Below are 23,067 nucleotides of genomic sequence, written 5' to 3'. Positions count from 1 at the left end.
CAGTAAAAATAGGCATTTTTTTTTAAAAGAATAAAGATGCCTCTTCTAACGCCTCAATCAAACGGTCTGCTCTTTTGTATATATGTTGCCAAAGCGATCCTTCGCAATCACCTTTACAGATTTAACCCCAGGCGCAAAATGAGCCATAAAAAGATGGCCTGTCTGGGTCGGTTTCGTAAAGGCCCGTCCCTTGGCAGGTTTGCCTAAATTATGTAACCTTAGTGCCTCAGGATCTGTTCCGTCCTGCCGCGCTAAAGCGCCCATTTTTTTGCCATCAATCTCATAACTAACTTCCCACTCAGGATCCCAGTTCCACACATTGGCCAGCAATCGCTTCTGATTGGTAAGCGTGTCGATGTACAGGGCCATCTGATGTTCTTTTGGCAAACCGGTTGATTTGTAAAACCAGGACAATTCAGTTCCGTTTACCTCATACACTCCATAACCTCTGGGTGTGCCGTCTGAACATATGTTACCCGACCACCAGGCGCCGCAAACAGCTCCATGATTATGTTCATAAATGCCGCCTGTGATATTGTTCACATTGTAATGGGTGTGACCAGACATCACATGCACATTGGTGAAGCCTTCAAGCACTTTATAAAGCGCATCGTTGTTCTTTACGCTGTTGTGTGCAGGGATATGCAGGTTAACGATTAGCAGCTGGTCTTTTTTAACGTGCTGCAGGTCCTTGGCAAGCCATTCCAACTGAGCCTCGGTGATGTAACCATCATATTTACGCTCCTCACCCAGGTAGCGGACATCGTCGAGTACAACATAATGCGCCTTACCGCGGTTGAATGAATAATACGTAGGCCCGAAAAATTCTTTGAAAGTCCGGTCGGAGGTATCGTCGCCACCCTCCCGGTAGTTCATATCGTGATTTCCCAGAGCCTGAAAAAACGGTATACCCATCAACGCGACCGCCTTATTATAATCTTCAAAAAATTCCAGGAAATCCCAGGCGATATCACCCACGCTGATACCGTGGACAAGCGCACCCGGCCCCAGCGCCTTGATCTGTGCAATGGTATCTGGGACTGATGTTTCCATCATTTGCTGTACATCATCTTTTGTCCGTACCTGAGGATCAGCCCAAATGATAAAATGATGTTTATTATCATTCCTCCTGAGCTTGTTTAATGTAAAATCATACTCGTTTCTGCTTCCCAGCTTCTCATAATGCCTCGCAATGTTAGCATTGGTTTTAAATTCATACCCGGAGGGAGTGCTCATAAAAATATTGGTTGCCTTCTCATGCGGTGTAATGGAGTAACTTCCCTTTGCATCGGTAAGTACCACTGAAAAACCGTCTGATATGACCACATTAGCAACTCCGCGCTTGCCGTCAAGCACCCTGCCGCGGATTGTTTTCGCCCGCTCCAGCTTCGAAAAAGCATTGGTTTTGAGGCTGATGAAAGCGCTGCCCGCAATAAAGCCTGCGCTCTGTAGAAAAGATCTTCTGTTCATGCTATGCTATAGTTGTGATTTTAATTTAGTTGGGGCAATCGTGTCGGTACGTACAACATTACCATCGTTGTCGAGCGACTGCCGGAGCCAGTTTCCTTCAATATCGCGTAATGTGGATGTTTTTGACAGATCAATGTTATTTTGCGTTCTGGCCTTTACCCATTTGCCCAGTGTTTCATTGTAAACACCGCCAAGCATATTCCAAAAGCCTTGGTCGGCCGGAAGCGTATAATTAAAACTAAGTGTATTTCCTCCGCTTCGGTAGAACGGCTGGGGCTTAAGTGTGATTGGATCGATTTTGTCGTAAAAGTCCGTATTCGCAATACGGTAACCTACCGTTGAACCATTAAACAGACTGCCGCCTGCACCGATGAACACCACGTCAATCGGCGCCTTATTTACATCAACATCCGTCCCTTCAAACACAGCAAAACCGGAAGCGTTACCACTATTGGCAAACAAACCCGAAGTTTTAAGTCCGAAACCGTCACCGTTCGTTGTGCTGTAGTTAAACGACCGGATCCATTTTGCAGAAGAAATGCTCGTTGAATTCGGACCATTAATCAATTTAGCCGAACCACCCACATAAAAATACTGACCTTTGGCTACTGTGCCGGAGGTCAGGTTGAATTTATACGTCCTTGCGTTGCCGCTGGTGGCCAGACTACCTGTCGCCCATCCCAAAGATGGAAAACCACCAGGGTTACTTGCACCCGCGTTGTTGGTGACGACAACCGAATAAGGCGTAACAGAAAAGTTGATGTCGCGGGTGGCCAGGAACTGCATATATTCATAATTGCCATCGCCCCCTTCAAGGTCAGCCATGAAACCCGAGATAATGATCGCTGCGATATCCGGCGTAGAGCTCAACGGTTGTATATCATTCAATGTACGGATGCGATGCTGTGGTTTCAATTTTCCGTTAGCATCGACCGTATTAAATACAATGCCGTAATAATTCGCATTAAAATTAAGCCCATTTCGGTTAGCAAACGTAGCCGTAGGGGCTGTATATAACGTAAAGTTATCGAAGCCATCGTTGATCGTTTTATCCCCGCTATAGGTATCTCCCTCGCCTGCAATGGGATCAAACCCAGCCTTTACAATGGCTACCAGCGTGCTTTCATAATCGTTAGGACGCGCCAGGATAGCGCTACTCGGCACGCGGTTTACCGGGATGAATCGGTCGCTGGCAACTTTATTGACATTACTTGCCGGCAACCCAGTTATTTGCAAAATGCCATCTTTGCGGGTTAAAACGCCACCCTCAATCCGGACATGTACTGAGTCGCCCGGCACGTAGGTGGCGGCATCAGGTCCCAAAGCTATTGAAATGCCCCGCAGAGAGTCGATTGCCCCCACCGGACGTGTATTTTGAACCGCAAGTAGACCTGCAGGCATATTATTCCCGGAATGGTCTGAAACGACCACGCCCCGGATGCTGGTTGCACCAAGCAGGTTCGCTGTAGTAAGCGTAACGTCGCTGCCCTTGTACACCTTTCTCAAATCGAAATTAGAAATATAGGAACTAACCATACCTCCATCATAACCATCGTTGTATTTACAGCCGGTACATCCCAAGATGCAAATGAATAATACAAGATAACTAATATTCTTTGTGTTCATCGTATTTGTCTTTATGTTACTGTTAAGGTTTTTGCCACCATACCTGCGTACTAATTTCATCAGGCCCCTGGGCAGCGATTGCATTTTTATAGCTAGTTGGGTTGGCCGACTGACTAATGATCGGATAGGCCATTCTGGCGGGCATAACACCACCGTTTGCCAGGCCTGCACCTTTAGGCAGTATCGGATGGCCGGTTCTGCGATATTCAAACCACTGCTGCATGTCTACCAGGAACATGGCGTAATATTTTTGCACATGAATCTGCTCCAGTTTACTACTACCTGTCGTTGCGTTCAGCGGGAGACTTTCATCCCACCCTATTTCCGCGTCAGTGACGTATTTCGTGAACCGCGGATCGCTTACACCCGTGGCCCATGTTGGTAACCAGTAGTTAATGCTGTAGAACATCCCTTTATTGTAGTAGTCTGCTGCCGAACCGTCAATCCACCCCCTTACAGCTGCCTCTGCAAGAATGAAATTAACTTCCGCACAGTTCATCAGGATGCCGGTATATGGGTCGGTCTGCAGCGTATAGCCGTCATTCTGATCGTCTGAATAAAAATAAGCCTTGCGGGTATAGTCCATACCAGGACCAAAGCCGCTGGGTACACCCGAGTAGCCTTCTGACCCCTGGGCAATCCCCCAGCGTGGAACAGATGCCTTACCGAAATCACTATCCATTCGAGGATCGGCCCAATCACGTAACCTGTCAATAAAGAAACTGGAAATTGCTACACCTCTGAAGTCTACCGGGCGCACGCTAACCATAAAAGGTGACGAGTAGACCGCCGTACTGCTGTTAGTTCCGTTCCAAAGAATTTTAGCCGTGTCGTCATTGCTTTGCATAATCGGGTAATTGCCCGGATTGGTGTCAATCATTTCTTTAATTTTGGCTATGACGTCAGCAGATACCTCTGATTTGCCAGAGACGCGAAGCAGCAGACGCAGGTAAAGCGAGTTTCCAAACTTACGCCATTTGCCTATATCGCCTTTAAAGACCGGGTCCCCGCTCGCTACAATGGCCTTTCCGGCGCTAAGCAACCTGTTCGCTTCTTCAAGCTTGCTGAAAAGATCGAGATAAATTTCCATCTGCCTGTCGTATGCAGGTTCAACAATCCCATTCTTCCCCTCGTTCGCCTGCGAGTAAGGCACGTCGCCATATGTATCTGTAAGCAGCGAATATACCCAGGCCTGGGTGATTAGGGAGATGCCCTGGTAAGATTCGTTGATTTTGCCAGGGCGACTGGCGATGGTGTAAATGTCCTTGAAATTGGTAGCCTGTGGATACCACGCGTTCCACAGATAGTCGGACCAGTTACGCCGGAAATCGTATCGGAATACTTTGCCTTCGGCATCGCTGATGTCGACAGTGACCTGCATTAGCTCGTTGTTAAAATTGCGGTTGCGGACCATGTTTGCGTGCAGCACGCTGACCAAGGCTGGTGCAAGCAACTGATTGGCTTCGACCGACGCCGTGCCGATAGGATCTGTATTAAGTTCCTCAAAACCTTTATCGCACCCGGAAAGCAACATGCTGACAGCGACCAGCATCATTACGGTGGTTTTCAAAATGTTAGTTTTCATCTGTAAATTATTAGTTCCGAATAATTGATTAAATGCCTGCTACGAGCCTGATACCATATGTTCTTGTTGACGGAAGCTGTCCCGTTTCAAACCCAGTAACGATGTCCGTGCCCGAAAGCGTTCCGAATTCCGGGTCGAAAGCAGGCCATGGCGACCAGATGAAAAGGTTACGCCCGTAGGCACTGATCGAGAGGCGACTTAGGCTCAGCTTCTTCACAAATCCAGGTTTAAATGCATAACCCAGGCTTGCCTCGCGAAACTTGATGAAGTCCGTACTGAATATACTTCCTTCGGCCTGATCTGAACCGTATACTGATGTATAATAATTCTGTATATCAGTTGCCACAACATCATTGGTCCTGTACGAACCGTCGGGGTTCTGAACTACACCTTTACCTATAATCCCGTTATACCGTCCTGGTAATGTAGCTTTGAGCTTTCCAAGGGCCGCCATCCGCGAGAAGGTAAGTGAGTGAGCAACAGCGCCCACCTGCGCATCAAATAACGTGCTCAAGCTGAATCCTTTATAAGAAAAGGTATTGCTGATCCCAGCACGGTATTGCGGAATCGTATTTCCGAGGTGTATCACCCCTGAGGTAACCTTTGCGAATCCGCTGGTGGCATCATAAACAATTTGTCCGTCGGGCGAGCGAAGAAAACCAATACCATATAAGTCACCCATGCTTCCCCCAACATTGGCAACTACCTGACCGCCGCCCAGCGCGCCGGTACGAAGGACGATCGAGCTGTCGCTTAATGCTTTGATCTCATTCTTATTGGTTGAGAATGTCATGTTAACAGCCCACTCAAAGCCATTTTTAACTGATATAGGCTTTGCGTTCAGCGCAACTTCCAGTCCCCGGTTATCTACGCGGCCTGCATTGATGATCGCATTTGAATAGCCCGATGAACGGTCGATCTGCCTGGTCAGAATTTGATTCCTTGTGTTGCCGGCATAAACCGCAACATCAAACCCTAACCGCCCTTTAAAGAACTGCATCTCAGCGCCAGCTTCAAACGTCGTTGTTTTTAGCGGCTTTAGGTTTGGATTTGGCAATGTGGATGGGTTTGTAGACCCGCTGTCGGGGTAAATACCGCTTGAAGCCAGCGAGTAGTTATAAGCCGTACGGTACGGTATCAGTGTTCCGCTTCCTACCTGCGCTGCCGAGATCCGCAGCTTTGCCAGCGAAATGGCTTTTGGGAGCTTAAAGTAATCTGAGGCAATAAAACTTAAACTTGCAGACGGATAGGTAAACCCGACATTGTCCGTACGTGTTGGCGTCGCCAAAACACTGTTCCAGTCTGCCCGTCCTGTAAGATCCAGATACAAATAATTTTTGTAGGTAAGCGACGCTAGCGCATAGACACTGTTCAACTGATACTCTGCCGTATCCGGAACAAAAATAATATCGTTTGCAGCGTTAGATAAACTGTACTCGTTTGGCACGATCAACCCGTCTGCCCGCTGTTCATCCTTGTAATAATTGTTTCTCAGTGTTGATCCGCCTACGCGTGCGGTAAGGCTAAGATTTTTATGGAGCTGCTTGTTATAAGTAAGCATGAAGTCACCACTGATCTCACGCATGTTAATTTCCTGAACGCGGTACGAACCCTGGGCAAACTTACTTCCTGCTGCATCCCATGGACGCTTCTGTGTCCGGTCGTCACTGGCGTAATCTATAGAGCCCCTTACCATAGCGCTGAATGCGTCAGAAAATTTGTAAGTAGCCTGCACATTGCTCAGCACACCATTTCGCTTTTGCGTGTTGAGGTATTGCTCAGAAATCGCATACGGGCTCTCTGGATTGGTTGTTGTAATGTTCACGAACTGACGATACTGCTGGCCTGGTGCCCAGTAATCACGATACCAGTCGACATTTACATTGGGTTGGGCAAACATGAACCAGTACATGAGCGATTGATTGCCGTACCCTGTAGCAGGAAGGTTATCGCTGTGCCGGTTGTTATAGATTGCTTTTACATTCACATCCAACTTCCTGGTTGGCTTTGCATTCGCAGAAAACGTAGCAGACGTACGCTCCAAACCAGTGTTTGGCACAATCCAGTCATTCTCGCCATGGCTTGCAGAGAACCGCATAGCAACCGTCTTATAAGTTCCTTCCAGACTCACCGAGTTGTTTGTCTCGTAGCCCCGTCTGAAGAAACTGTTTATGGGGTTTTCATAGGCACGCCAGGGTGTGCGTACCGTTCCCGCTTTTTTAGTGGTCGGATCGTACTGGAAGAATGACTGACCGTCGAATGGCGCCCCCCAGGATGCACTCGTACTGTTCTGGTTAGAACCGTCGGCCGAAGCTCCGTAAGAAAAGTGAGCAACCCCGAACTGGCCCTGGCCGAATTCATACTGGGAATCGGGACCACGATTGATCTCTTCCCAGGAGGTATTGGACGTGAATCCGATGCTGAGCCTTCTTTTTTTCGCATTACCAGACTTAGTTGTAATGATCACGGCGCCGTTGGCACCACGCTGTCCATACAGCGCCGTAGCGCCTGGCCCCTTCAGTACAGTTACCTCCGCAATATCGTCTGGATTCAGGTCATTGATACCGCTGCCAAAGTCGGCTGGCAGATTGTCTCCCGAAGTTCCGTAGGGCCCGCCGGTAGGCGACGCCGGACGGCGTACACTGTTGCTGGAAACCACCCCGTCGATAACTATGAGCGCTTCATTATCACCTGTAAGATTGTTTTCGCCACGAAGAATGATCTTGTTGGAACCAGCCGGTCCGCTGTTGCGTACCAGGTTTAAACCAGCAACCTTTCCTGATAGTGCGTCGGTCCAGTTGGTTGCAACAGCCGTTGTCAGTTGCGTACTATCTACTTTAGTAACGGCATAACCCAATGCCTTTTCCTGCCTGCGGATACCCAGCGCAGTTACAACCACTTCTGAAAGTGCATTGTTAGCAGGTTGGAGCCTGGCGCTCAGGGAGGTGTTTGCATTTGGCCTTACCTGTACATTGGCACGCTGAAAAGGCTCATAGGAGATATAGGATACATCTATCGTGTATGTTCCGGCCGGCACTTCAAGGGTGACATTACCTTCGCTATTTGTTTGCCTCGCCAGGCCCAGGCTGCCGATTCTCACCACTGCGCTTGGCAGCGGCTGACCATTTTCATCGATCACCTTCCCAACAATTTTTCCTGTGCTGGGTTTCTCAACAATCAGAATGTTGTTGCCGTTTCCCATCTTAAAGGTAAACGGTGTTCCATTCAGCAGGAGACCAAGCACCTGCTTAACACTCCGTTCCGCTTTCGAAACCGTAATTACCCGCTGATCGTTTAGCTTGGTGTTGTTATAATTCACAGAGAAACCACTCAGCCTCTCCAATTCCTGGAAAGCATTTTTGAGGGTTGTTTCCCGCACACCATACGTGATGGTTCTGTCGACAGAGGTTTGCGCCTTAATTTCCTGAGGTTGAAACGCTAAGTGCAAAACCGCCAGTATGGCTAGCAACCATAACTTTTTCATATATTTACTTAGTTTATTTTTGAATTCTTGAGTTTTAAATTTGGAACTGAACCGCCTGGAGTTGTTACCAGCAACTCCGGGCTACTTAATAAGGCTGGTAAATCTATTTCATGTTTTTTCCTTCCGTCAAATTGGGTTGATATATAAATAATTGTCCGTTTCGCTCTATGTAGCGGAGCCCGGAAAGCGTCATCAATTCGGCAAGCACATCCTTTAAGGCCATATTTTTGAACTTTGCTGTAACCCTGATATTTCCGGCTCCGGGATCCATTAATTCTATTTTTCGGCCGTAACGATGTTCGAGGGAAGCCAGAATGTCATATAGCACTGCATTGTTGAATATGAAGTGATTTCGGATCCAGGCACTGATTTGCTCCGCATCTGCGCGGCTCTTGCTTGTATTTCCGGTGATCGTATTCAACTCCAACTGATCGTTGGGTAGAAGATAACTGATCAACACATTTTTACCGTTAACTTTATTGAGCACCCCAACTTTGCCCGTGTTTACAGACACCGTGACTTTGTGATCGCCTTGGAAGGCCTTGACATTGAAGGAGGTACCTAAAACTACTGTTGTAACCGCCCCACTCTTGATTACGAACGGCCTGTTGCCGTGCACAACATCAAAAAAGGCCTCGCCGTTTAGACTGATCATTCGGGTTTTTCTGCCGAAATTCTTAGGGAATCTGATTGTACTGCCGCCCGCAAGGTATACATGGGAACTATCGGGCAACAATATTCTGGTCTGCCGCCCCTCCGGATTGCTGATCTGTCCATATGCTGCCGACGCCACCTTCGGGCTCCGCCCCACATACCAAAAGGCTGCACCACAAAACAGTAACAAAGTGGCCGCATAGGCAAGCCATTTTTTGGGAAAACCGACCTGTCTGTGCGGGTGCTCTGCGTCTATATGACTGCGCACCTTTTCCCAGGCCAGACTGGTATCCCCGGAGTTTACAAAATACAGTTTAGACGCTTCCAGGATCTGTAAGGTTTCTCTAAACTGCTCCTGATGATCCGGGCTACGCTCCAACCACTCCTGCAACTCATTCAGACCTTCATCGCTGATGGTCTTATCAAAATAGGCAACTATTAAAGGGTAACTGTACGCTTCCATATGTCTTCAATACTAAAGACAGTTTATTGAGTCGGCATACGTAGCACAAAACGTTAGGTTTATGTTAACAAATGGTTAACCGCCAAGATTTAAATTGGAGGCCCTTTTAAGCAGGCTTCTGAGTTCCTTTACCGATTGATAGAGCGTTGTTTCCACCGTACGTAAAGAAATGTTCAGCATATGCGCAATTTCATGTTTGTCCACCTGATCGATGCGGCTCATCAGGAGAATTTCCCTTTGACGGGGAGGCAGCTGATCAATCAGTTGCAGGATCTGTGCCGATGATTCCCTGCCCGAGATAATCTTCAAAGGGGTATCTGTATTCCTGAAACGCTGATCGCGATCGGGAATATCCTCGATAGATTGCACAGGCTGCTTCTTTTTTTGAACGAAGTTTAACGACATGTTTCTAGCAGATGCGAAAAGATATGCTTTGGCGTGGTCGACGTCCAGGTTATGGCGATTGTCCCATATCCGGATAAAAAGATCAGCCACTATTTCCTCCGCTGCTTCATAATCTTTTGTATACACGCCGCAAAATTGGCACAGCGATTTGTAATAGCGGTTAAACAACACTTCAAGCGCATGCGCGTCGTTGCTCTTCAATCTGGAAATCAACGTCTCATCTGGTACCATAGCCTGCATCCGAAATACCTCCATTCGGGTGCAAAACTAGCTTTGCAATGTTATTGAATTGTTAACAACGGGTTACTTCCACCGCCATTCACCTGCAATCCTCAGCGGTATCTCAAGCTCGTTCAATCTTAAAAATGAAGCGAGCTGTGCCTCATCTAATTTGTTCGCAGGAATTTGGTCTGTATGTGCCAGCGCGAAAGCAAGCATGGCGCCGTAGCGAACCGTGTTCTTAAGTTCATGCTCGTCAACCAATTCAAACGTATCCCGGTCCGAATGATAGAAGGGGGCTGAGTTATTCGGCAACCTACCCCCGGCACCTCCACCTGTAGGTATACCTTGCAGCATGAAAGGCTGATGATCACTGTGCAAACCCGCGGCGGTGACCACAATATTTTTAAAGCCGGTGTCCAGTTTGGCGATCTGAGCGCCCCAGCTACTTAACAGTGGTTCCATTTCTCTGCGGGTACTGACAAATCCTTTGGGATCATTTGTCATGTCGAAGTTAAGCATAAAACGAACCTGGTGAAGCGTTTGATCACTCACAGCTTTTTGAATGTATGCCTTCGAACCCAGCAGTCCCTGCTCTTCGCCCATAAACAAAACAAACTCTATCGTCCGCCTGGGCTGCCTTCCAACTTGTTTGATGGCCCTGGCCATATCGATTACCGCAAAAGCACCAATCCCATTGTCAATAGCCCCCGTTGCCAGGTCCCAACTGTCGAGATGGGCACCTATCACGATCTTTTCTGCCGGCAGCTCATGTCCCTTTAGCGTTGCAATGACATTTCTCGCGCTGATGGCACCAGAAAAATTTGTCATGTTGAGATTGGCATACTGCGAATGGCTTTTAAGAGCCTCTTTCAGACGCATACCGTTTTCATAACCTATACATACGGCAGGTATTGGAATGAGTTTGCCCGTGACCGATGCTGTTCCGGTGAGTAACACGCCCGTCCTCACGGTATTGATGATGATGATGCCCGCGGCGCCATACCGGGTTGCAAGAGCCGCTTTTTCTGATCTGTGCAGCGAAGGTGAACCACTGGGCGACCCCGGAAGAAGTCCGAGATAAACCAGGGCGATTTTCCCCCTTACCCGCCCTGCGTCCTTGATATAATCGTCTTCCAAACCGTTGCCCAGATCAACCAGTTCTGCGGTTATGTTCGCACTAACAGGCGAATGTGCAAGGGTGACGGAAGTGATCTTGTTCAGGCTGCCAGGCTGGTCGCCAACCCTGGTCTCGTTCGTAAGACGGCTCCAGCTCTCGACTTCAAAAGGCTGATAACGGACCTCATACCCATACGACTCCAGTAACTTGAATGCGTAAGCTTCTGCCTTTTTTCCGTTTACCGACCCCGTGAGCCTATGCCCGATGGCAGCCGTTGCATGCTCCAGGTTACGATAGGCTTGCGACCGGGCAAGAACATCTGAGTTGATTTGCCTGAATACGGTTTGTGTTTCGTCCTGCGCGGATAGGCTGAAACATAGCGTGCAGAGGAAGGCACAGAAAAAAGTGATTTTCATCCTTAAATATAGAATTTACAGTTGCTTCCGCGAATTAAGCGCGGCTATTTTTTTCGCTCTGTTGTATAACGCACAAGCTGCTCCAACCCTTCCCTGGCATCTCCCGGTTCGAAAGTTTTGAGAATATCAAACGCCTGCTGCTGATATTCCAGCATCTTTTGGTTGGCATAAAACACCCCTTGCTTGCCATTTACAAAATCAATTACCTGCTGGATTTTCACGGGGTCGTCCTGATGGTTTTTCACAAGATTGATCACTTTCTTGCGCTCCGATTTGTCTGCCCGATTCAGTGCGTAAATAAGCGGCAAGGTAACTTTCTTCTCCTTGATGTCGATGCCCAGCGGCTTACCAACATCATCGGTACCGAAATCGAAGGTATCGTCTTTAATTTGGAAAGCAATACCGACTTTCTCGCCAAACAACCGCATCTTCTCTATCGATTCCTCGTTTGCTCCGGCAGACGCGGCACCGCAGGCACAGCAAGATGCAATTAGCGAAGCTGTCTTCTGCCTGATGACTTCAAAATACAGTTCCTCGCTGATATCCATTCGCCTCACTTTTTCTACCTGAAGCAACTCGCCTTCACTCATCTGCTTTACCGCTTCGGACACGATCTGGAGTAGACGGAACTCCTTATTATTTACCGATAGCAGCAGACCCTTGGCCAAAAGATAGTCGCCAACCAACACAGCGATCTTGTTCTTCCATAAAGCATTTATAGAAAAAAACCCGCGCCTTTCATAAGCGTTATCAACAACGTCGTCGTGAACCAGGGTAGCTGTGTGCAGCAGCTCGACCAAAGATGCACCCCTATGTGTAGATTCGGTTATTCCTCCGCATAGCTTTGCTGAAAAAAAGACAAACATCGGTCTGATCTGTTTCCCTTTTCGTTTCACAATATAATGAGTAATACGGTCAAGTAATGGCGCATCACTATGCATCGAGGCTTTGAACTTTTCTTCAAAGGCATCAATATCCGCAGCTATTGGAAGTTTTATCTGATCGATTCCCCGCATTCAGGCAAAAATGAGTGTGCAAACATAAAAATTAAAATCCTTTTAAACGCACACTTTTGGAACATCAGGCATGCATGGCTTTAGACGGACATGCGAAATCCGTACGCTTTAAACCTGTCTTTTTTAGCGCACCATAACCACCAGCCACATCAATAACCTTATCATAGCCGCGGGCCTTCAGAATTGAGGCCGCGATCATGGAACGATACCCTCCAGCACAATGAATGTAATAAGTATCCTTTGGATCAAGCTGACCTGTCCACTCATTAATATAATCAAGCGGTCTGGCAAGTGAGCTTTCCAGATGTTCTGCTTCGTATTCCCCTGGCTTTCTGACGTCGAGCACATGGAGACCCGGATCGGCATTTGCGACAGCTTCGAACTCGTCAGCACTTACCGAAACGATGCGCTCTGTTTGCTTTCCTGCCGCCGCCCAGGCAGCGAATCCTCCGTTCAAATAACCCACCGTACTGTCATAGCCCACCCTCGACAGCCTTGTGATGGCCTCCTCTTCCTTCCCTTGATCCGTCACCAGCAGCAATGGCTGCTTTAAGTCGCTTACCAGCGCCCCCACCCAAGGAGCAAACTGTCCGTTCAAACCAATATTTATTGAAGACGGAATGAAGCCTTTTGCAAATACCTGCGGATCCCTGGTGTCCAGAATAAGCGCGCCGGTTTGAGCTGCGACCAATTCGAATTCCTCAGGAGTAAGCGGATTCAGTCCTTTCTCATACACGTTATCTATACTTTCATAGCCCATCCGGTTCATAGCCGCGTTCTTTGCAAAATATTGAGGCGGAGGAAGCAAGCCCGAAGTAACCTCGGCCACAAACTGGTCTTTACTTGCCGCCCTTAAGGCGTAGTTTAGCCGGCGCTGATTACCAAGCGTATCAAAAGTTTCCTTACTCATGTTTTTACCACAGGCCGAGCCCGCTCCATGTGCCGGATATATAAGTACATGGTCAGGCAGTGTTAGAATTTTCTGCTGCAGTGAGTCATATAGGGTACCAGCCATGTCTTCCATCGTTAGTGTACCCTGCTGTGCCAGATCAGGCCGGCCCACGTCGCCGATAAAGAGTGTGTCTCCGGTAAATATGCAATACGGCTCGCCCTTCTCATCATTTAACAGATAACTGGTCGACTCCGGCGTATGTCCGGGTGTGTGCAGTGCAGTTAATGTAAGTCCCCCTATCTGGAACTGTTCACCGTCATGCGCTATATGCGATTTGAAATCCGTATTCGCTGTCGGACCATAGACGATCAATGCTCCCGACTTCTCCGCCAGATCCACGTGACCCGACACAAAATCCGCATGGAAATGTGTTTCAAAGATATACTTGATCGTTGATCCGGACTTTTCCGCTCTTTTCAGATACGGTCCTACCTCACGGAGAGGGTCAACAATAGCCGACTCACCATTATGCTCAATGTAATAGGCCGCCTCAGCCAAACAGCCGGTATATATTTGCTCTATGATCATAAACAAAATTAAACAATAATATACTTCAGAAGGTAAACGCCCGGTAAATTTACACTAGTTGGTCAGCTCGCCACGCAGGGAGTCTTCCATCAGGCGTACAATTTCCTGATGCTGCAGACCTTGACCCATCAGATACATCAATTTGGTAATTGTTGCCTCAAACGTCATATCGTATCCGCTTACTACACCCATCTGCTGAAGCCTTTTGCTCGTTTCATACATACCCAGTTCAACAGAGCCACGTTGGCATTGCGTAATATCCACGATAAGTTTGCCATTTCCTATCGCTTCCTTCAGGCAGTCAATAAACCAGCCCGCTGTCGTAGTATTACCTGAGCCAAAAGTTTCCAGTACAATGGCATCAACCGGCGATGCAGTCACGGCACGTACGGCCAGTTCGGAAATGCCGGGGTACAATTTAAGCACACCGATATTGGGATTGTAATTCAGATGAACAACGAGATCCCGGTCCGGTTGCGGCAGAATATAATTGCTGAAAAAAGATAGCGTAACGCCCGCTTCTGCAAGAATAGGATAGTTTGGCGACCGAAACGCTTCAAACTTTTCTGAATTATATTTAATCGCCCGGTTTCCCCGGAACAGCTGATAGTCAAAATAAATACATACTTCAGGCACCATAGGCCGATCATCTCGGCGGGTAGCGGCTATTTCGAGTGCTGTGATCAGGTTCTCCTTGGCATCGGTCCTGATCTCCCCGATCGGCAACTGCGATCCCGTGAGCACTACCGGCTTGCTCAGATTCTCCAGCATAAAGCTTAAGGCAGAGGCGGTGAACGCCATAGTATCTGATCCGTGAAGGATAACAAAGCCGTCAAAGAGTTCATATTTGTTTTTAATCAGTGTGGCAATTTCGGCCCATATTTCGGGCGTCATATTGGAAGAATCCAGAATCGGATCGAAGGAGTAGACATCCAGATCGTAATTGAGCCTGTCCAGTTCCGGTACATTCTGCCTGATCTGCTTAAAATCGAACGGCACCAATGAGCCTGTAGCCGGATCATTGACCATTCCTATAGTCCCTCCTGTATATATAATGAGTATTTTAGTCATAACTAACGCTTGAAAATGGCAACCGAGTTGGCCGTAGTTTGTTCAGCAACCTCCTGGAGCGTAACCTGATAGATATCGGCTATCTTTTCGGCGATATACTTAAGATAGCTGCTTTCGTTCGGCTTACCCCTGAATGGAACAGGTGCAAGATATGGCGCATCGGTTTCTAACACAATGTCCGAAAGCCGGATTTGCTTAAGCACTTCGGCCAGACCTGAATTTTTGTAGGTAACAACCCCTCCAATACCCAGGACAAACCCAAGTTCCAGGGCACGTTCTGCCTGCAGCAAGTCGCCCGTGAAACAATGCATAATTCCGCGCAATCTATCGCCCTTTGCCGCCTCGAGTACTTCGAAAACTTCATTAAACGCATCCCGGCAGTGAATCACGATGGGCAGGTCAAGGTCTTTAGCCCAGTTTATCTGTTCGGAAAACGCGCGCTGCTGAACTTCCAGCGTAGATTTGTCCCAATACAGATCAATCCCTATCTCTCCTATTGCACAAATATTACGATCAGGGATGCTTTCACAGATAAGATCCAGAACTTCCTCAAAGTCGTCCTTTACATCACAAGGATGCAAGCCCGCCATGGCAAAGCAGTTTTCCGGGTAGTCTTCCACCATTTTATCGATCATGGCAATTGAGGCCACATTCACGTTCGGCAGAAAAAGGCGTCTGATGTCATGATCAAAGCACCTTTGCATCATATCCCTAAGCTTCCCAGGTTCGCTTTCGTAGTAAATGTGTGTATGGGTATCTGTTAAAAGCATAAGCAAAGTTATACAAAAAAAACCCTGTAAGGCCAGGAGCCATACAGGGTTTACTCATTTTTGAAAGTCAATTATTATTGTGCTGGTGCCGGCGGCGTATTGGCAGCCGCAGGAGAGCCTGATGGTTTCTTGATGTCCACGATCTCAACCTCAAAAGCCAATGGCGAATATGGTGTTATACGTGCTTGTGGCTGACCGCTTTCACCATATGCCAGTTTTGACGGTATGATCAAAAGGATTTTTCCGCCTTTACCGATCAGCTGATACCCCTCGTCAAATCCAGGAATTGCATTACCGATAGTGAACGGACGCGGCGCATATTGTGCCATTGCGTTGTGTATACCCGCATCCTTCGCAACCTTTTCTACCGAAGTATCAAAAATATTCTCTTTCCCGTCAGCTTTTTTAGTCAGCAGCTTACCAGTATAGTTCAACATAATGGTATCACCAATTGCCGGTTTCGGACCGCTGCCCGGATTTGAGATCACATACTGTAAACCTGAAGCAGTAGTCTGAGGCTTAAGTTTATTCTCTTCGATGAAGTTCTTGATCTTACCTGCTTCAGCGCCCTTTAACCGCTCTACACTGGCCATATAATCTTTTTGAAAAAATTCCTGGGCCCTTCTTTGAAATGCCGTATCCGCTTCATTTGCATTTTTAGCCAATACTTTTTCGATTTTAACGGTAAAGATCAAATATTTATCCTTTGCAGCAGCCGGTGGCTTTGGCTGACCGCTGTGCTTGGTCATGGTGTCGAGATTAAGCTTAAATGTAGCACTGTCACCCTCACCGAAAAGCGTAAGCACATCGTTCATATCACCGCCATACTGCGCTTTACCTACCGGGAATACCTGCGGCTGTTCAATGTCATAAGTACTGAACATAACCGAATCCCGCTCATTTTTCTGGATAAAGTTCAGCTTTACGACGTCACCCTCCTTGATTTTGGCCTTGCCGCCGTCGTGATGTATCTGATACATCAGACCACCCTTGCCCTCTTTGTAATTGTTGCATGCAGCCAGACCAAGCGTAGCCGCGAAAAGAATTGCTATACCTTTCTTCATGTGGTTGTTTTTTCTATTGTAATAATTGTGTTTTATATTCGGTTAATATCGATTTAAATTGCTCCACTGTCTCTGCAAGTCCTGCCTCCGAAATCCCGCCGGCCGCGTTTCTGTGACCACCTCCTCCAAAGTATTTCTTACAAATCTCGTTTGCCGGGAAATCGCCCGTGGAGCGCAAAGATAGTTTAACTTTATCAGTTCTTTCAATAATAAATGCAGCGAGTCTGATACCATTAATCGAAAGCGCATAATTCACAATACCCTCGGTATCACCGGTCATGATGTCAAACGCTTTCAATTCTTCTTTCGTCACGGAAATGATCGCGGTATTGTATTCGCGGAGTATTTCCAGCTTATTACTGATACAGTGACCCAGGAAACGAAGCCGGTTTTCGGTAGCATTATCGTAAACGAGCTGGTGGATTCGCCAATGCTCCGCCCCCATATCGATCAGATCGGCGGCAATCCGGTAAACCGAAGAGGTAGCCGATTCAAATCTGAACGATCCTGAATCGGTCATTATGCCCGTGTAAAGACAGGTGGCAATATCCTTGGTCATCGAAGCCCCATCCTGCATTTCGTCCACGATAAACTCATACACCAGTTGCGCTGCCGCACAGGCATTGATGTTCCAGTGGCGGTAATGATCAAAGTCCTCAGGCTCAAGGTGATGATCGATCATCAGCTTATATGCCCCTGATGCCCGGACAAGCTCGCCGAGTTCGTTGATCCTGCTCAAACTGTTGAAATCCAAACAAAAGATCATGGCGGCCTCCTCGACGAGCCTGGCCGACAATTCCTGGTTCTCGGTATATACGATAACCTCCGAATTGTTCGGCATCCAGTGCAAAAAGTAAGGATAGTCCGTTGGCGTGATCACTTTAACGTGATGCCCCTTTTGTATCAGATAAGCATACAGACCCAGAGACGAGCCCATAGCATCCCCGTCGGGCTTGTGGTGCGTAGTAATTACAATCTTCTGGGGGGTAGCCAGCAACGATTTAATTTCTGATACAGATAACATCATATTAAGGACAAAGCTAATGATTTAATGATAAGTTGAACATTCGTTTTATAAACAAGCGATTTTTATATCTGTTTGGCGTCTTATATTAGGAGTATAAAACGTATTTTTGCAAAAAATTTTGATTTATTAAGATGACTACAAACAGAACATTCACCATGATCAAGCCTGATGCCGTTGCTAACGGGCACATCGGGGCTATTATTAACGATATTACCTCGGCAGGTTTTAAGATCATCGCGTTGAAATACACCAGGCTTACGCCTGAATCTGCGGGCGAATTTTACGCGGTACACAAAGAGCGTCCGTTTTATAATGACCTTGTAAGCTTTATGTCGTCCGGACCTATCGTTGCTGCGATCCTCGAAAAAGATAACGCTATCGAAGACTTCAGAAAACTGATCGGGTCTACCAATCCGGCAGAAGCTGCAGAAGGCACCATTCGCAGAAAATACGCAAAGTCAATCGACGCTAACGCTGTTCATGGTTCCGATTCCGATGAGAACGCGCAGATCGAGGGTGACTTTTTCTTTACCGCTGAAGAACGCTTTTAGTCTGCCTTTCTTATCAAACAAAAATATCAGAAAGCACCTTGCAGGTGCTTTCTTTATATTAGCTTGCATGCAAACCAATCCGATAATGAAAAAAATAATCCTTATACTCATTCTGCCGCTTTGCGCGGGCACGCTTGCGGCGCAGACAAAAAAAACCGCAGCTAAGAAACCGGTTGCCACCACAAAAGCGCCAATCTTCAGCGGCCGGGTCGACTCGGTCAGCTATGCTTTTGGGTCTTCAATGGCGTCCGACCTTAAGAACCGCAACCTTACCGAGATCAATTATACCTTACTGCTCCGGGGCTTCGAAGACGCCTTTTCAGGAAAGCCGGCCTTACTCAAGGAAGAAGAGATGCGTACGGTCATCAGCAATACCTTGAAACTGGCCTATGAGAACCGGTTTGCCGCCACTAGAGCCGAAGGCAAAGCCTTCCTCGAAGCCAACAAGACGAAACCTGGTGTAAATGTCACCAGTAGCGGACTTCAGTATGAAGTCCTCACCAAAGGCAACGGCGCCATGCCTGCAGCTAGTGATACCGTACTGGTGCACTATAAAGGAACATTTTTAAATGGCAAACAGTTTGACAGCTCTTACGACAGAAACGAGCCGCTTTCCCTGCCGCTTACAGGTGTTATCCAAGGCTGGACGGAAGGTTTGCAGTTAATGCCGGCGGGCTCTAAATACCGTTTTTATATACCATACCATCTGGCCTACGGAGAAAGCGGATCAGGTCCTGACATGCCGCCATACAGTACCCTGGTATTCGACATCGAACTGCTTAAAGTGAACGGGAAATAACGTTAAAACCATTTGTCGTACAACTTTGTTAGATAACTAAAATCCAAAGCGTATGACATTTAAAAGGTATTACCCCCTCGCAATCATCGCCTTCCTGTCGACAACACTTATGAGCTGCGACCTGGTAGAAGGTATTTTCAAGGCCGGCGTCTGGACCGGCGTAATTGTAGTTGTGCTGGTGCTTGCGCTGATCATCTGGCTGATCAGTAAGGTATTTTAGCGATTACAGAAAGACAATTTCAGTGATGACTTCAGTGCCGGCGCGTTCATTAATTTTTTGAATGATGCCGGCCCTTACCATAAGCAGTTCATTCTTCACTACAGCAGATTCAAGCCTGACAAATAGCTTTTTCTGCGACACATAGATCTGCGTAGTACGGTTGGCTACCGCTTTACCCATTAGTTCCGGCCAGAAAGCCACAACAGAAGTTTCGTCAAACTTCCCTTTAATACGGTAAACGTTCAACAATTTACCTATGGCTTCCTTTAATGTGATATCGTTTGGTTTACGCATGATGCACTGACCCCCTGTCTACTTCAAATAGTGTTACCGGTACATTGATCGTCTTAAACAGGGCCTGGACCCGGTCACGCCCCGTATCCGTGATAAAGATCTGTCCGAAATCCTGCTGCGAAACCATCTCCATGAGCTTGTGCATCCGGCTATCGTCAAGCTTGTCAAAGATATCGTCGAGAAGTAGCAGCGGTTTGAACCCTTTATGTAACCTAAGATACGCATATTGCGCAAGCTTAAGCGCAATGAGAAAAGATTTCTGCTGACCTTGGGAACCAAACTTTTTAAGCGGCATATCGGCGATGGTAAATATCAGATCGTCCTTATGAACCCCCGCAGTAGTGCGTTCAAGCACTTTGTCCTTCTCCAGCGATTGTGCCAGCAACTGCCCGAAATCGGCAGCAGTGAGCTGACTTTGGTACAGGAGGCCGACACGCTCTGCCCCGCCGGTGAGAAAGGTGTAATATTTATCGAACAATGGAACGAACTGCGCCATAAACTGCGTCCTTTTCTGGTGTAAGCTTAATCCTGAGGCTACCAGTTGCATATTGTATATCTCCAGCAGTTCAGGATCGTACGAACGTGTTACCGCAATTTGTTTAAGCAAGGCATTCCGGTTCAACAGCTGCCGGTTATAAGTAATCAGTTCGTCCAGATACTTCGCATCCGTTTGGGAAATCACATTATCCATAAAGCGCCTGCGCTCCTCACTACCCTCCATCACAATACTGGTATCATAGGGCGAGATCATCACCAGCGGAAACAATCCGATGTGATCAGACAGTTTCTCATACTCTTTTTTATTACGCTTAAACTGCTTCTTCTGGTTACGTTTAACCCCGCAGGTGATCTTCTCATTCTTCTGCTCACGGTCAAAGTCACCCTGTATCAAAAAGAGCTCCTCGTCTAACTTGATCTGCTGACTGTCGATCGGATTGAAATACCCTTTGCACAGGCACAAATAATGAATAGCGTCAAGCAGATTGGTCTTCCCCGCACCATTGTTTCCTACGAAAGCATTTACCGTTTTCGAAAAACTGAGGCTTGCGTCCGAATAATTCTTGAAGTTGAGCAGTGTGATGTTTTTTAGCCACATAGTATCGGTGGCCCAAAGTTACCTTTAAAAATCTCAATTACTTAAAAAATAGATTGATACTTTAATGTAAAAACGTATTTTTGCGCCTTAATTATTTTCTAAATAACATGTCCACTACAGAAAAAGAGATAAATCAGCCGGTTCATAAAGGATCTTTTGTACAGGAAAACTCAAAAAGCCTGCTATTTATTGCAGGGGCTATCGTTGTACTAATCGGAATTTATATCTGGTACCAGAGCGTATATCTGAAAAATCGTGCTGAAGAAGCATCTGCCAAAATGTACAAAGCAGAGCAGTACATCGGTGTCGACTCCCTGTCTGCCAAAGCGATCAACGGGCAAGGTGGATATCCCGGACTGGAGCAGATTGCCGACGAATACGAAAACACTAAATCAGCCAATCTGGCTAACCTTTACCTGGGCGGCATTTATCTTCGTAAGGGAGAATATAAAAAGGCCGTAGAATCTCTTGGCAAATACAGCGAGACCGGAAGTCCGGTTGCAGATCCTCTGGCTTTAGGCCTGCTGGGCGATGCATACAGCGAACTTAAAGATTATAATAAAGCGGCCACCTATTATAAAAAGGCGGCAGACAAGTCGAGCAATAAATTCACGTCACCTTTGTTTCTGAAGAAACTTGGCCTGGTGTACGAAAACCAGAAAGACTTCAAAAAAGCCAAGGAAGCTTACGAGAAGATCAGAGCTGATTTCCCTGCAAGCCAGGAAGCGGCGATCATCGATGCGTACATTGCACGTGCAGAAGCTCAGGTAAACTAATACCGGCTCCCGCAATGGCTACAAGACTAAAAAACCTTTCCGATTTTTCACATACCACTGTGCCGGACGGTTCAGCTTATCGCTTTGCGATTGCTGTAGCTGAATGGAATGCCGAAATCACGGGCAGCCTGTACCAGGGCGCAGTGAACACCCTGCTCAAGCATGGTGTTCGTGAAAGTAATATCCGTTCTGTTGCTGTACCGGGCAGTTTCGAATTGTCTTCAGCGGCCGACCTGCTGCTTCAAAAGCACAATGATCTTGACGCGGTGATCTGCCTTGGCTGCGTAATACAAGGCGACACCAGACACTTCGATTTTATTTGTGATGCTGTTGCACAGGGCGTGACGAATGTCAGCATCAAACACAGCAAACCCGTAATATTCGGCGTGCTCACTACCAACGACCAGCAACAGGCGGCAGACCGTGCCGGCGGCAAACATGGCAATAAGGGTGATGAAGCTGCAATCACTGCCCTCAAAATGGCAGCACTGGCTGCATCATTGTAAGACAAAGTTTTTTGTTTAATTCTCCTAAAAGCCTTAGCTTAGTCTTATGAAAAGAACCGCAATCATGCTTATTGGCCTGTTTTTTGCCATCACTGTTTTAGAAGCATGCTCCAGCCGTATCTGTCCGGCATACAGTTCGTACCCGGAAGGTAAAAGACGCAGGGCATAATCATTAAACAGAAAAGAGGTATCAAATGCAGTGGAAGGACATAACTGATCAGTCCCAGATCAGTGAAATTAAGAACGACAAAGGTTATAGCCTCATATTTAAGCACAGCACCCGGTGCTCCATCAGTGCCATGGCCAAACGGCGATTTGAAATGGACTGGGATAGCATTCCACCGGACACAAAGCTCTACTTTTTAGATTTACTCAACTACCGTGAGCTCTCAGCACTGATCGCTGAAACTTTTCACGTGCATCACCAGTCACCACAGATCCTGCTCATTCACAATGGTGAATGCATATTAGATGCGTCACATAGCGACATCTCCGCCGAAGAAGTTTCAGAAGTTATCGGAAGCTAAGGAGCGAACAGGCAGTGCTTAGTAATTAAAAGTAACCGTCTGCTTAATGTCGGGATGTAAACTGTAAGCTACAGGACAGGTATGTGCAGAACGCTCAATGATTGCCTTCACTTTGTCGGAGTAATTGTTGTCCGGGAATTGGAACTCCACAATAATTTCAGACACACGTCTTGGGCCCTCTGCCATAATCTTTGTGATCTCGCAGGTTGTGCCATCTATATCAAACCCATGTTCGTTCGCCGCAATACCAACAATCGTCAGCATACAGTTACCCAGTGAGGTAGCAAGCAGATCGGTAGGCGAGAAAGCCTCACCTTTACCTTTATTATCAACAGGGGCATCCGTAGTAATTGTATTTCCTGAACGCTCGTGAACCGAAGTAGTGCGCAGTCCGCCATTATACGTAATCTTTGAAGTAGCCATATCTA

The 23,067-nt window shown here is 47.2% G+C and carries 23 protein-coding genes; 7 read left to right on the top strand and 16 right to left on the bottom strand.

Features of this window, described 5'->3' with window-relative positions; translation table 11 throughout:
- Positions 1–57: 57 nt before the first annotated feature.
- From QEP07_RS13330 to QEP07_RS13270, 13 genes are all read right to left on the bottom strand, one after another.
- Positions 58–1,470, bottom strand: a complete 1,413-nt coding sequence (locus QEP07_RS13330; RefSeq protein ID WP_285010657.1) for a calcineurin-like phosphoesterase C-terminal domain-containing protein — start codon at positions 1,468–1,470, stop codon at positions 58–60.
- Positions 1,471–1,476: 6 nt separating this feature from the next.
- The gene (locus QEP07_RS13325; RefSeq protein ID WP_256001874.1) at positions 1,477–3,096 is read right to left on the bottom strand and encodes a DUF5689 domain-containing protein; all 1,620 of its coding nucleotides are present in this window, start codon (positions 3,094–3,096) and stop codon (positions 1,477–1,479) included.
- 22 nt (positions 3,097–3,118) lie between these two features.
- Positions 3,119–4,681 (bottom strand): SusD/RagB family nutrient-binding outer membrane lipoprotein, encoded by a 1,563-nt coding sequence (locus QEP07_RS13320; RefSeq protein WP_256001875.1) that lies wholly within the window; start codon positions 4,679–4,681, stop codon positions 3,119–3,121.
- Between the two features lie 28 nt (positions 4,682–4,709).
- Positions 4,710–8,165 carry a SusC/RagA family TonB-linked outer membrane protein gene (locus QEP07_RS13315; RefSeq protein WP_285010656.1) on the bottom strand — a complete coding sequence of 1,152 codons (3,456 nt, stop codon included), beginning with the start codon at positions 8,163–8,165 and terminating at the stop codon, positions 4,710–4,712.
- A gap of 103 nt (positions 8,166–8,268) precedes the next feature.
- On the bottom strand, positions 8,269–9,282 hold the full coding sequence (locus QEP07_RS13310; protein WP_285010655.1) for a FecR family protein: 1,014 nt from the start codon (positions 9,280–9,282) through the stop codon (positions 8,269–8,271).
- A 75-nt stretch (positions 9,283–9,357) separates the two neighbouring features.
- Positions 9,358–9,942, bottom strand: a complete 585-nt coding sequence (locus QEP07_RS13305) for an RNA polymerase sigma factor (RefSeq protein ID WP_285010654.1) — start codon at positions 9,940–9,942, stop codon at positions 9,358–9,360.
- 48 nt (positions 9,943–9,990) lie between these two features.
- On the bottom strand, positions 9,991–11,442 hold the full coding sequence (locus tag QEP07_RS13300) for a M20/M25/M40 family metallo-hydrolase (protein WP_285010653.1): 1,452 nt from the start codon (positions 11,440–11,442) through the stop codon (positions 9,991–9,993).
- 44 nt (positions 11,443–11,486) lie between these two features.
- Positions 11,487–12,458, bottom strand: a complete 972-nt coding sequence (locus QEP07_RS13295; RefSeq protein WP_285010652.1) for a polyprenyl synthetase family protein — start codon at positions 12,456–12,458, stop codon at positions 11,487–11,489.
- 64 nt (positions 12,459–12,522) lie between these two features.
- Positions 12,523–13,938, bottom strand: coding sequence for an MBL fold metallo-hydrolase (locus tag QEP07_RS13290; protein WP_285010651.1), 1,416 nt, complete (start codon positions 13,936–13,938; stop codon positions 12,523–12,525).
- Positions 13,939–13,992: 54 nt separating this feature from the next.
- Complete coding sequence (locus QEP07_RS13285; RefSeq protein ID WP_285010650.1) at positions 13,993–15,009, bottom strand: asparaginase; 1,017 nt, start codon at positions 15,007–15,009, stop codon at positions 13,993–13,995.
- 2 nt (positions 15,010–15,011) lie between these two features.
- Positions 15,012–15,779, bottom strand: a complete 768-nt coding sequence (locus QEP07_RS13280; RefSeq protein WP_285010649.1) for a TatD family hydrolase — start codon at positions 15,777–15,779, stop codon at positions 15,012–15,014.
- A 74-nt stretch (positions 15,780–15,853) separates the two neighbouring features.
- Complete coding sequence (locus QEP07_RS13275; RefSeq protein ID WP_256001884.1) at positions 15,854–16,843, bottom strand: FKBP-type peptidyl-prolyl cis-trans isomerase; 990 nt, start codon at positions 16,841–16,843, stop codon at positions 15,854–15,856.
- A gap of 13 nt (positions 16,844–16,856) precedes the next feature.
- Positions 16,857–17,867, bottom strand: coding sequence for a DHH family phosphoesterase (locus QEP07_RS13270; protein WP_285010754.1), 1,011 nt, complete (start codon positions 17,865–17,867; stop codon positions 16,857–16,859).
- A 134-nt stretch (positions 17,868–18,001) separates the two neighbouring features.
- Here QEP07_RS13270 and QEP07_RS13265 point away from each other — a divergent pair, with 134 nt between their 5' ends.
- The 3 genes from QEP07_RS13265 (at position 18,002) to QEP07_RS13255 (ending at position 19,440) form a co-directional block, all read left to right on the top strand.
- Positions 18,002–18,421 (top strand): nucleoside-diphosphate kinase, encoded by a 420-nt coding sequence (locus QEP07_RS13265; RefSeq protein ID WP_256001885.1) that lies wholly within the window; start codon positions 18,002–18,004, stop codon positions 18,419–18,421.
- An 85-nt stretch (positions 18,422–18,506) separates the two neighbouring features.
- Positions 18,507–19,220, top strand: a complete 714-nt coding sequence (gene bamJ, locus QEP07_RS13260; RefSeq protein ID WP_256001886.1) for a BamJ family beta-barrel-assembly machinery protein — start codon at positions 18,507–18,509, stop codon at positions 19,218–19,220.
- A 52-nt stretch (positions 19,221–19,272) separates the two neighbouring features.
- Positions 19,273–19,440 carry a hypothetical protein gene (locus QEP07_RS13255; protein WP_256001887.1) on the top strand — a complete coding sequence of 56 codons (168 nt, stop codon included), beginning with the start codon at positions 19,273–19,275 and terminating at the stop codon, positions 19,438–19,440.
- A gap of 3 nt (positions 19,441–19,443) precedes the next feature.
- Here QEP07_RS13255 and QEP07_RS13250 read toward each other — a convergent pair whose 3' ends face one another.
- Positions 19,444–19,734: a DciA family protein gene (locus QEP07_RS13250; protein ID WP_256001888.1), complete on the bottom strand. Its 291-nt coding sequence runs from the start codon at positions 19,732–19,734 to the stop codon at positions 19,444–19,446.
- Positions 19,727–20,830, bottom strand: coding sequence for a DNA replication/repair protein RecF (gene recF / locus QEP07_RS13245; protein WP_285010648.1), 1,104 nt, complete (start codon positions 20,828–20,830; stop codon positions 19,727–19,729). Before recF ends, QEP07_RS13250 begins: the two co-directional genes overlap by 8 nt.
- 107 nt (positions 20,831–20,937) lie before the next feature.
- Between recF and QEP07_RS13240 the strand changes: the two genes are divergently transcribed.
- From QEP07_RS13240 to ytxJ, 4 genes are read left to right on the top strand one after another with little or no spacing between them, the layout of a single operon-like run.
- Positions 20,938–21,606: a tetratricopeptide repeat protein gene (locus tag QEP07_RS13240; RefSeq protein WP_285010647.1), complete on the top strand. Its 669-nt coding sequence runs from the start codon at positions 20,938–20,940 to the stop codon at positions 21,604–21,606.
- 14 nt (positions 21,607–21,620) lie between these two features.
- Positions 21,621–22,112, top strand: a complete 492-nt coding sequence (gene ribH, locus QEP07_RS13235) for a 6,7-dimethyl-8-ribityllumazine synthase (protein ID WP_285010646.1) — start codon at positions 21,621–21,623, stop codon at positions 22,110–22,112.
- A gap of 46 nt (positions 22,113–22,158) precedes the next feature.
- Positions 22,159–22,281: a hypothetical protein gene (locus QEP07_RS13230; RefSeq protein ID WP_256001892.1), complete on the top strand. Its 123-nt coding sequence runs from the start codon at positions 22,159–22,161 to the stop codon at positions 22,279–22,281.
- A gap of 25 nt (positions 22,282–22,306) precedes the next feature.
- Complete coding sequence (gene ytxJ, locus QEP07_RS13225; protein ID WP_285010645.1) at positions 22,307–22,639, top strand: bacillithiol system redox-active protein YtxJ; 333 nt, start codon at positions 22,307–22,309, stop codon at positions 22,637–22,639.
- Between the two features lie 18 nt (positions 22,640–22,657).
- Here the strand turns inward: ytxJ and QEP07_RS13220 are convergent, their stop codons facing one another.
- Positions 22,658–23,062 (bottom strand): OsmC family protein, encoded by a 405-nt coding sequence (locus tag QEP07_RS13220; RefSeq protein WP_285010644.1) that lies wholly within the window; start codon positions 23,060–23,062, stop codon positions 22,658–22,660.
- Between the last annotated feature and the right edge of the window lie 5 nt (positions 23,063–23,067).

The organism is Pedobacter faecalis (genome assembly GCF_030182585.1).
Classification (GTDB): Bacteria; Bacteroidota; Bacteroidia; order Sphingobacteriales; family Sphingobacteriaceae; genus Pedobacter; species Pedobacter faecalis.
Note: the sequence above shows the minus strand (reverse complement) of the source record. Positions and strands in the feature narration are given on the sequence as shown.

Bases quoted from the DNA above. Each gene is read 5' to 3' on its own strand.
- QEP07_RS13330 (WP_285010657.1), bottom strand. From the start codon at position 1,470: ATGAACAGAAGATCTTTTCTACAGAGCGCAGGCTTTATTGCGGGCAGC.
- QEP07_RS13325 (WP_256001874.1), bottom strand. From the start codon at position 3,096: ATGAACACAAAGAATATTAGTTATCTTGTATTATTCATTTGCATCTTG.
- QEP07_RS13320 (WP_256001875.1), bottom strand. From the start codon at position 4,681: ATGAAAACTAACATTTTGAAAACCACCGTAATGATGCTGGTCGCTGTC.
- QEP07_RS13315 (WP_285010656.1), bottom strand. From the start codon at position 8,165: ATGAAAAAGTTATGGTTGCTAGCCATACTGGCGGTTTTGCACTTAGCG.
- QEP07_RS13310 (WP_285010655.1), bottom strand. From the start codon at position 9,282: ATGGAAGCGTACAGTTACCCTTTAATAGTTGCCTATTTTGATAAGACC.
- QEP07_RS13305 (WP_285010654.1), bottom strand. From the start codon at position 9,942: ATGGAGGTATTTCGGATGCAGGCTATGGTACCAGATGAGACGTTGATT.
- QEP07_RS13300 (WP_285010653.1), bottom strand. From the start codon at position 11,442: ATGAAAATCACTTTTTTCTGTGCCTTCCTCTGCACGCTATGTTTCAGC.
- QEP07_RS13295 (WP_285010652.1), bottom strand. From the start codon at position 12,458: ATGCGGGGAATCGATCAGATAAAACTTCCAATAGCTGCGGATATTGAT.
- QEP07_RS13290 (WP_285010651.1), bottom strand. From the start codon at position 13,938: ATGATCATAGAGCAAATATATACCGGCTGTTTGGCTGAGGCGGCCTAT.
- QEP07_RS13285 (WP_285010650.1), bottom strand. From the start codon at position 15,009: ATGACTAAAATACTCATTATATATACAGGAGGGACTATAGGAATGGTC.
- QEP07_RS13280 (WP_285010649.1), bottom strand. From the start codon at position 15,779: ATGCTTTTAACAGATACCCATACACACATTTACTACGAAAGCGAACCT.
- QEP07_RS13275 (WP_256001884.1), bottom strand. From the start codon at position 16,843: ATGAAGAAAGGTATAGCAATTCTTTTCGCGGCTACGCTTGGTCTGGCT.
- QEP07_RS13270 (WP_285010754.1), bottom strand. From the start codon at position 17,867: ATGTTATCTGTATCAGAAATTAAATCGTTGCTGGCTACCCCCCAGAAG.
- QEP07_RS13265 (WP_256001885.1), top strand. From the start codon at position 18,002: ATGACTACAAACAGAACATTCACCATGATCAAGCCTGATGCCGTTGCT.
- bamJ (WP_256001886.1), top strand. From the start codon at position 18,507: ATGAAAAAAATAATCCTTATACTCATTCTGCCGCTTTGCGCGGGCACG.
- QEP07_RS13255 (WP_256001887.1), top strand. From the start codon at position 19,273: ATGACATTTAAAAGGTATTACCCCCTCGCAATCATCGCCTTCCTGTCG.
- QEP07_RS13250 (WP_256001888.1), bottom strand. From the start codon at position 19,734: ATGCGTAAACCAAACGATATCACATTAAAGGAAGCCATAGGTAAATTG.
- recF (WP_285010648.1), bottom strand. From the start codon at position 20,830: ATGTGGCTAAAAAACATCACACTGCTCAACTTCAAGAATTATTCGGAC.
- QEP07_RS13240 (WP_285010647.1), top strand. From the start codon at position 20,938: ATGTCCACTACAGAAAAAGAGATAAATCAGCCGGTTCATAAAGGATCT.
- ribH (WP_285010646.1), top strand. From the start codon at position 21,621: ATGGCTACAAGACTAAAAAACCTTTCCGATTTTTCACATACCACTGTG.
- QEP07_RS13230 (WP_256001892.1), top strand. From the start codon at position 22,159: ATGAAAAGAACCGCAATCATGCTTATTGGCCTGTTTTTTGCCATCACT.
- ytxJ (WP_285010645.1), top strand. From the start codon at position 22,307: ATGCAGTGGAAGGACATAACTGATCAGTCCCAGATCAGTGAAATTAAG.
- QEP07_RS13220 (WP_285010644.1), bottom strand. From the start codon at position 23,062: ATGGCTACTTCAAAGATTACGTATAATGGCGGACTGCGCACTACTTCG.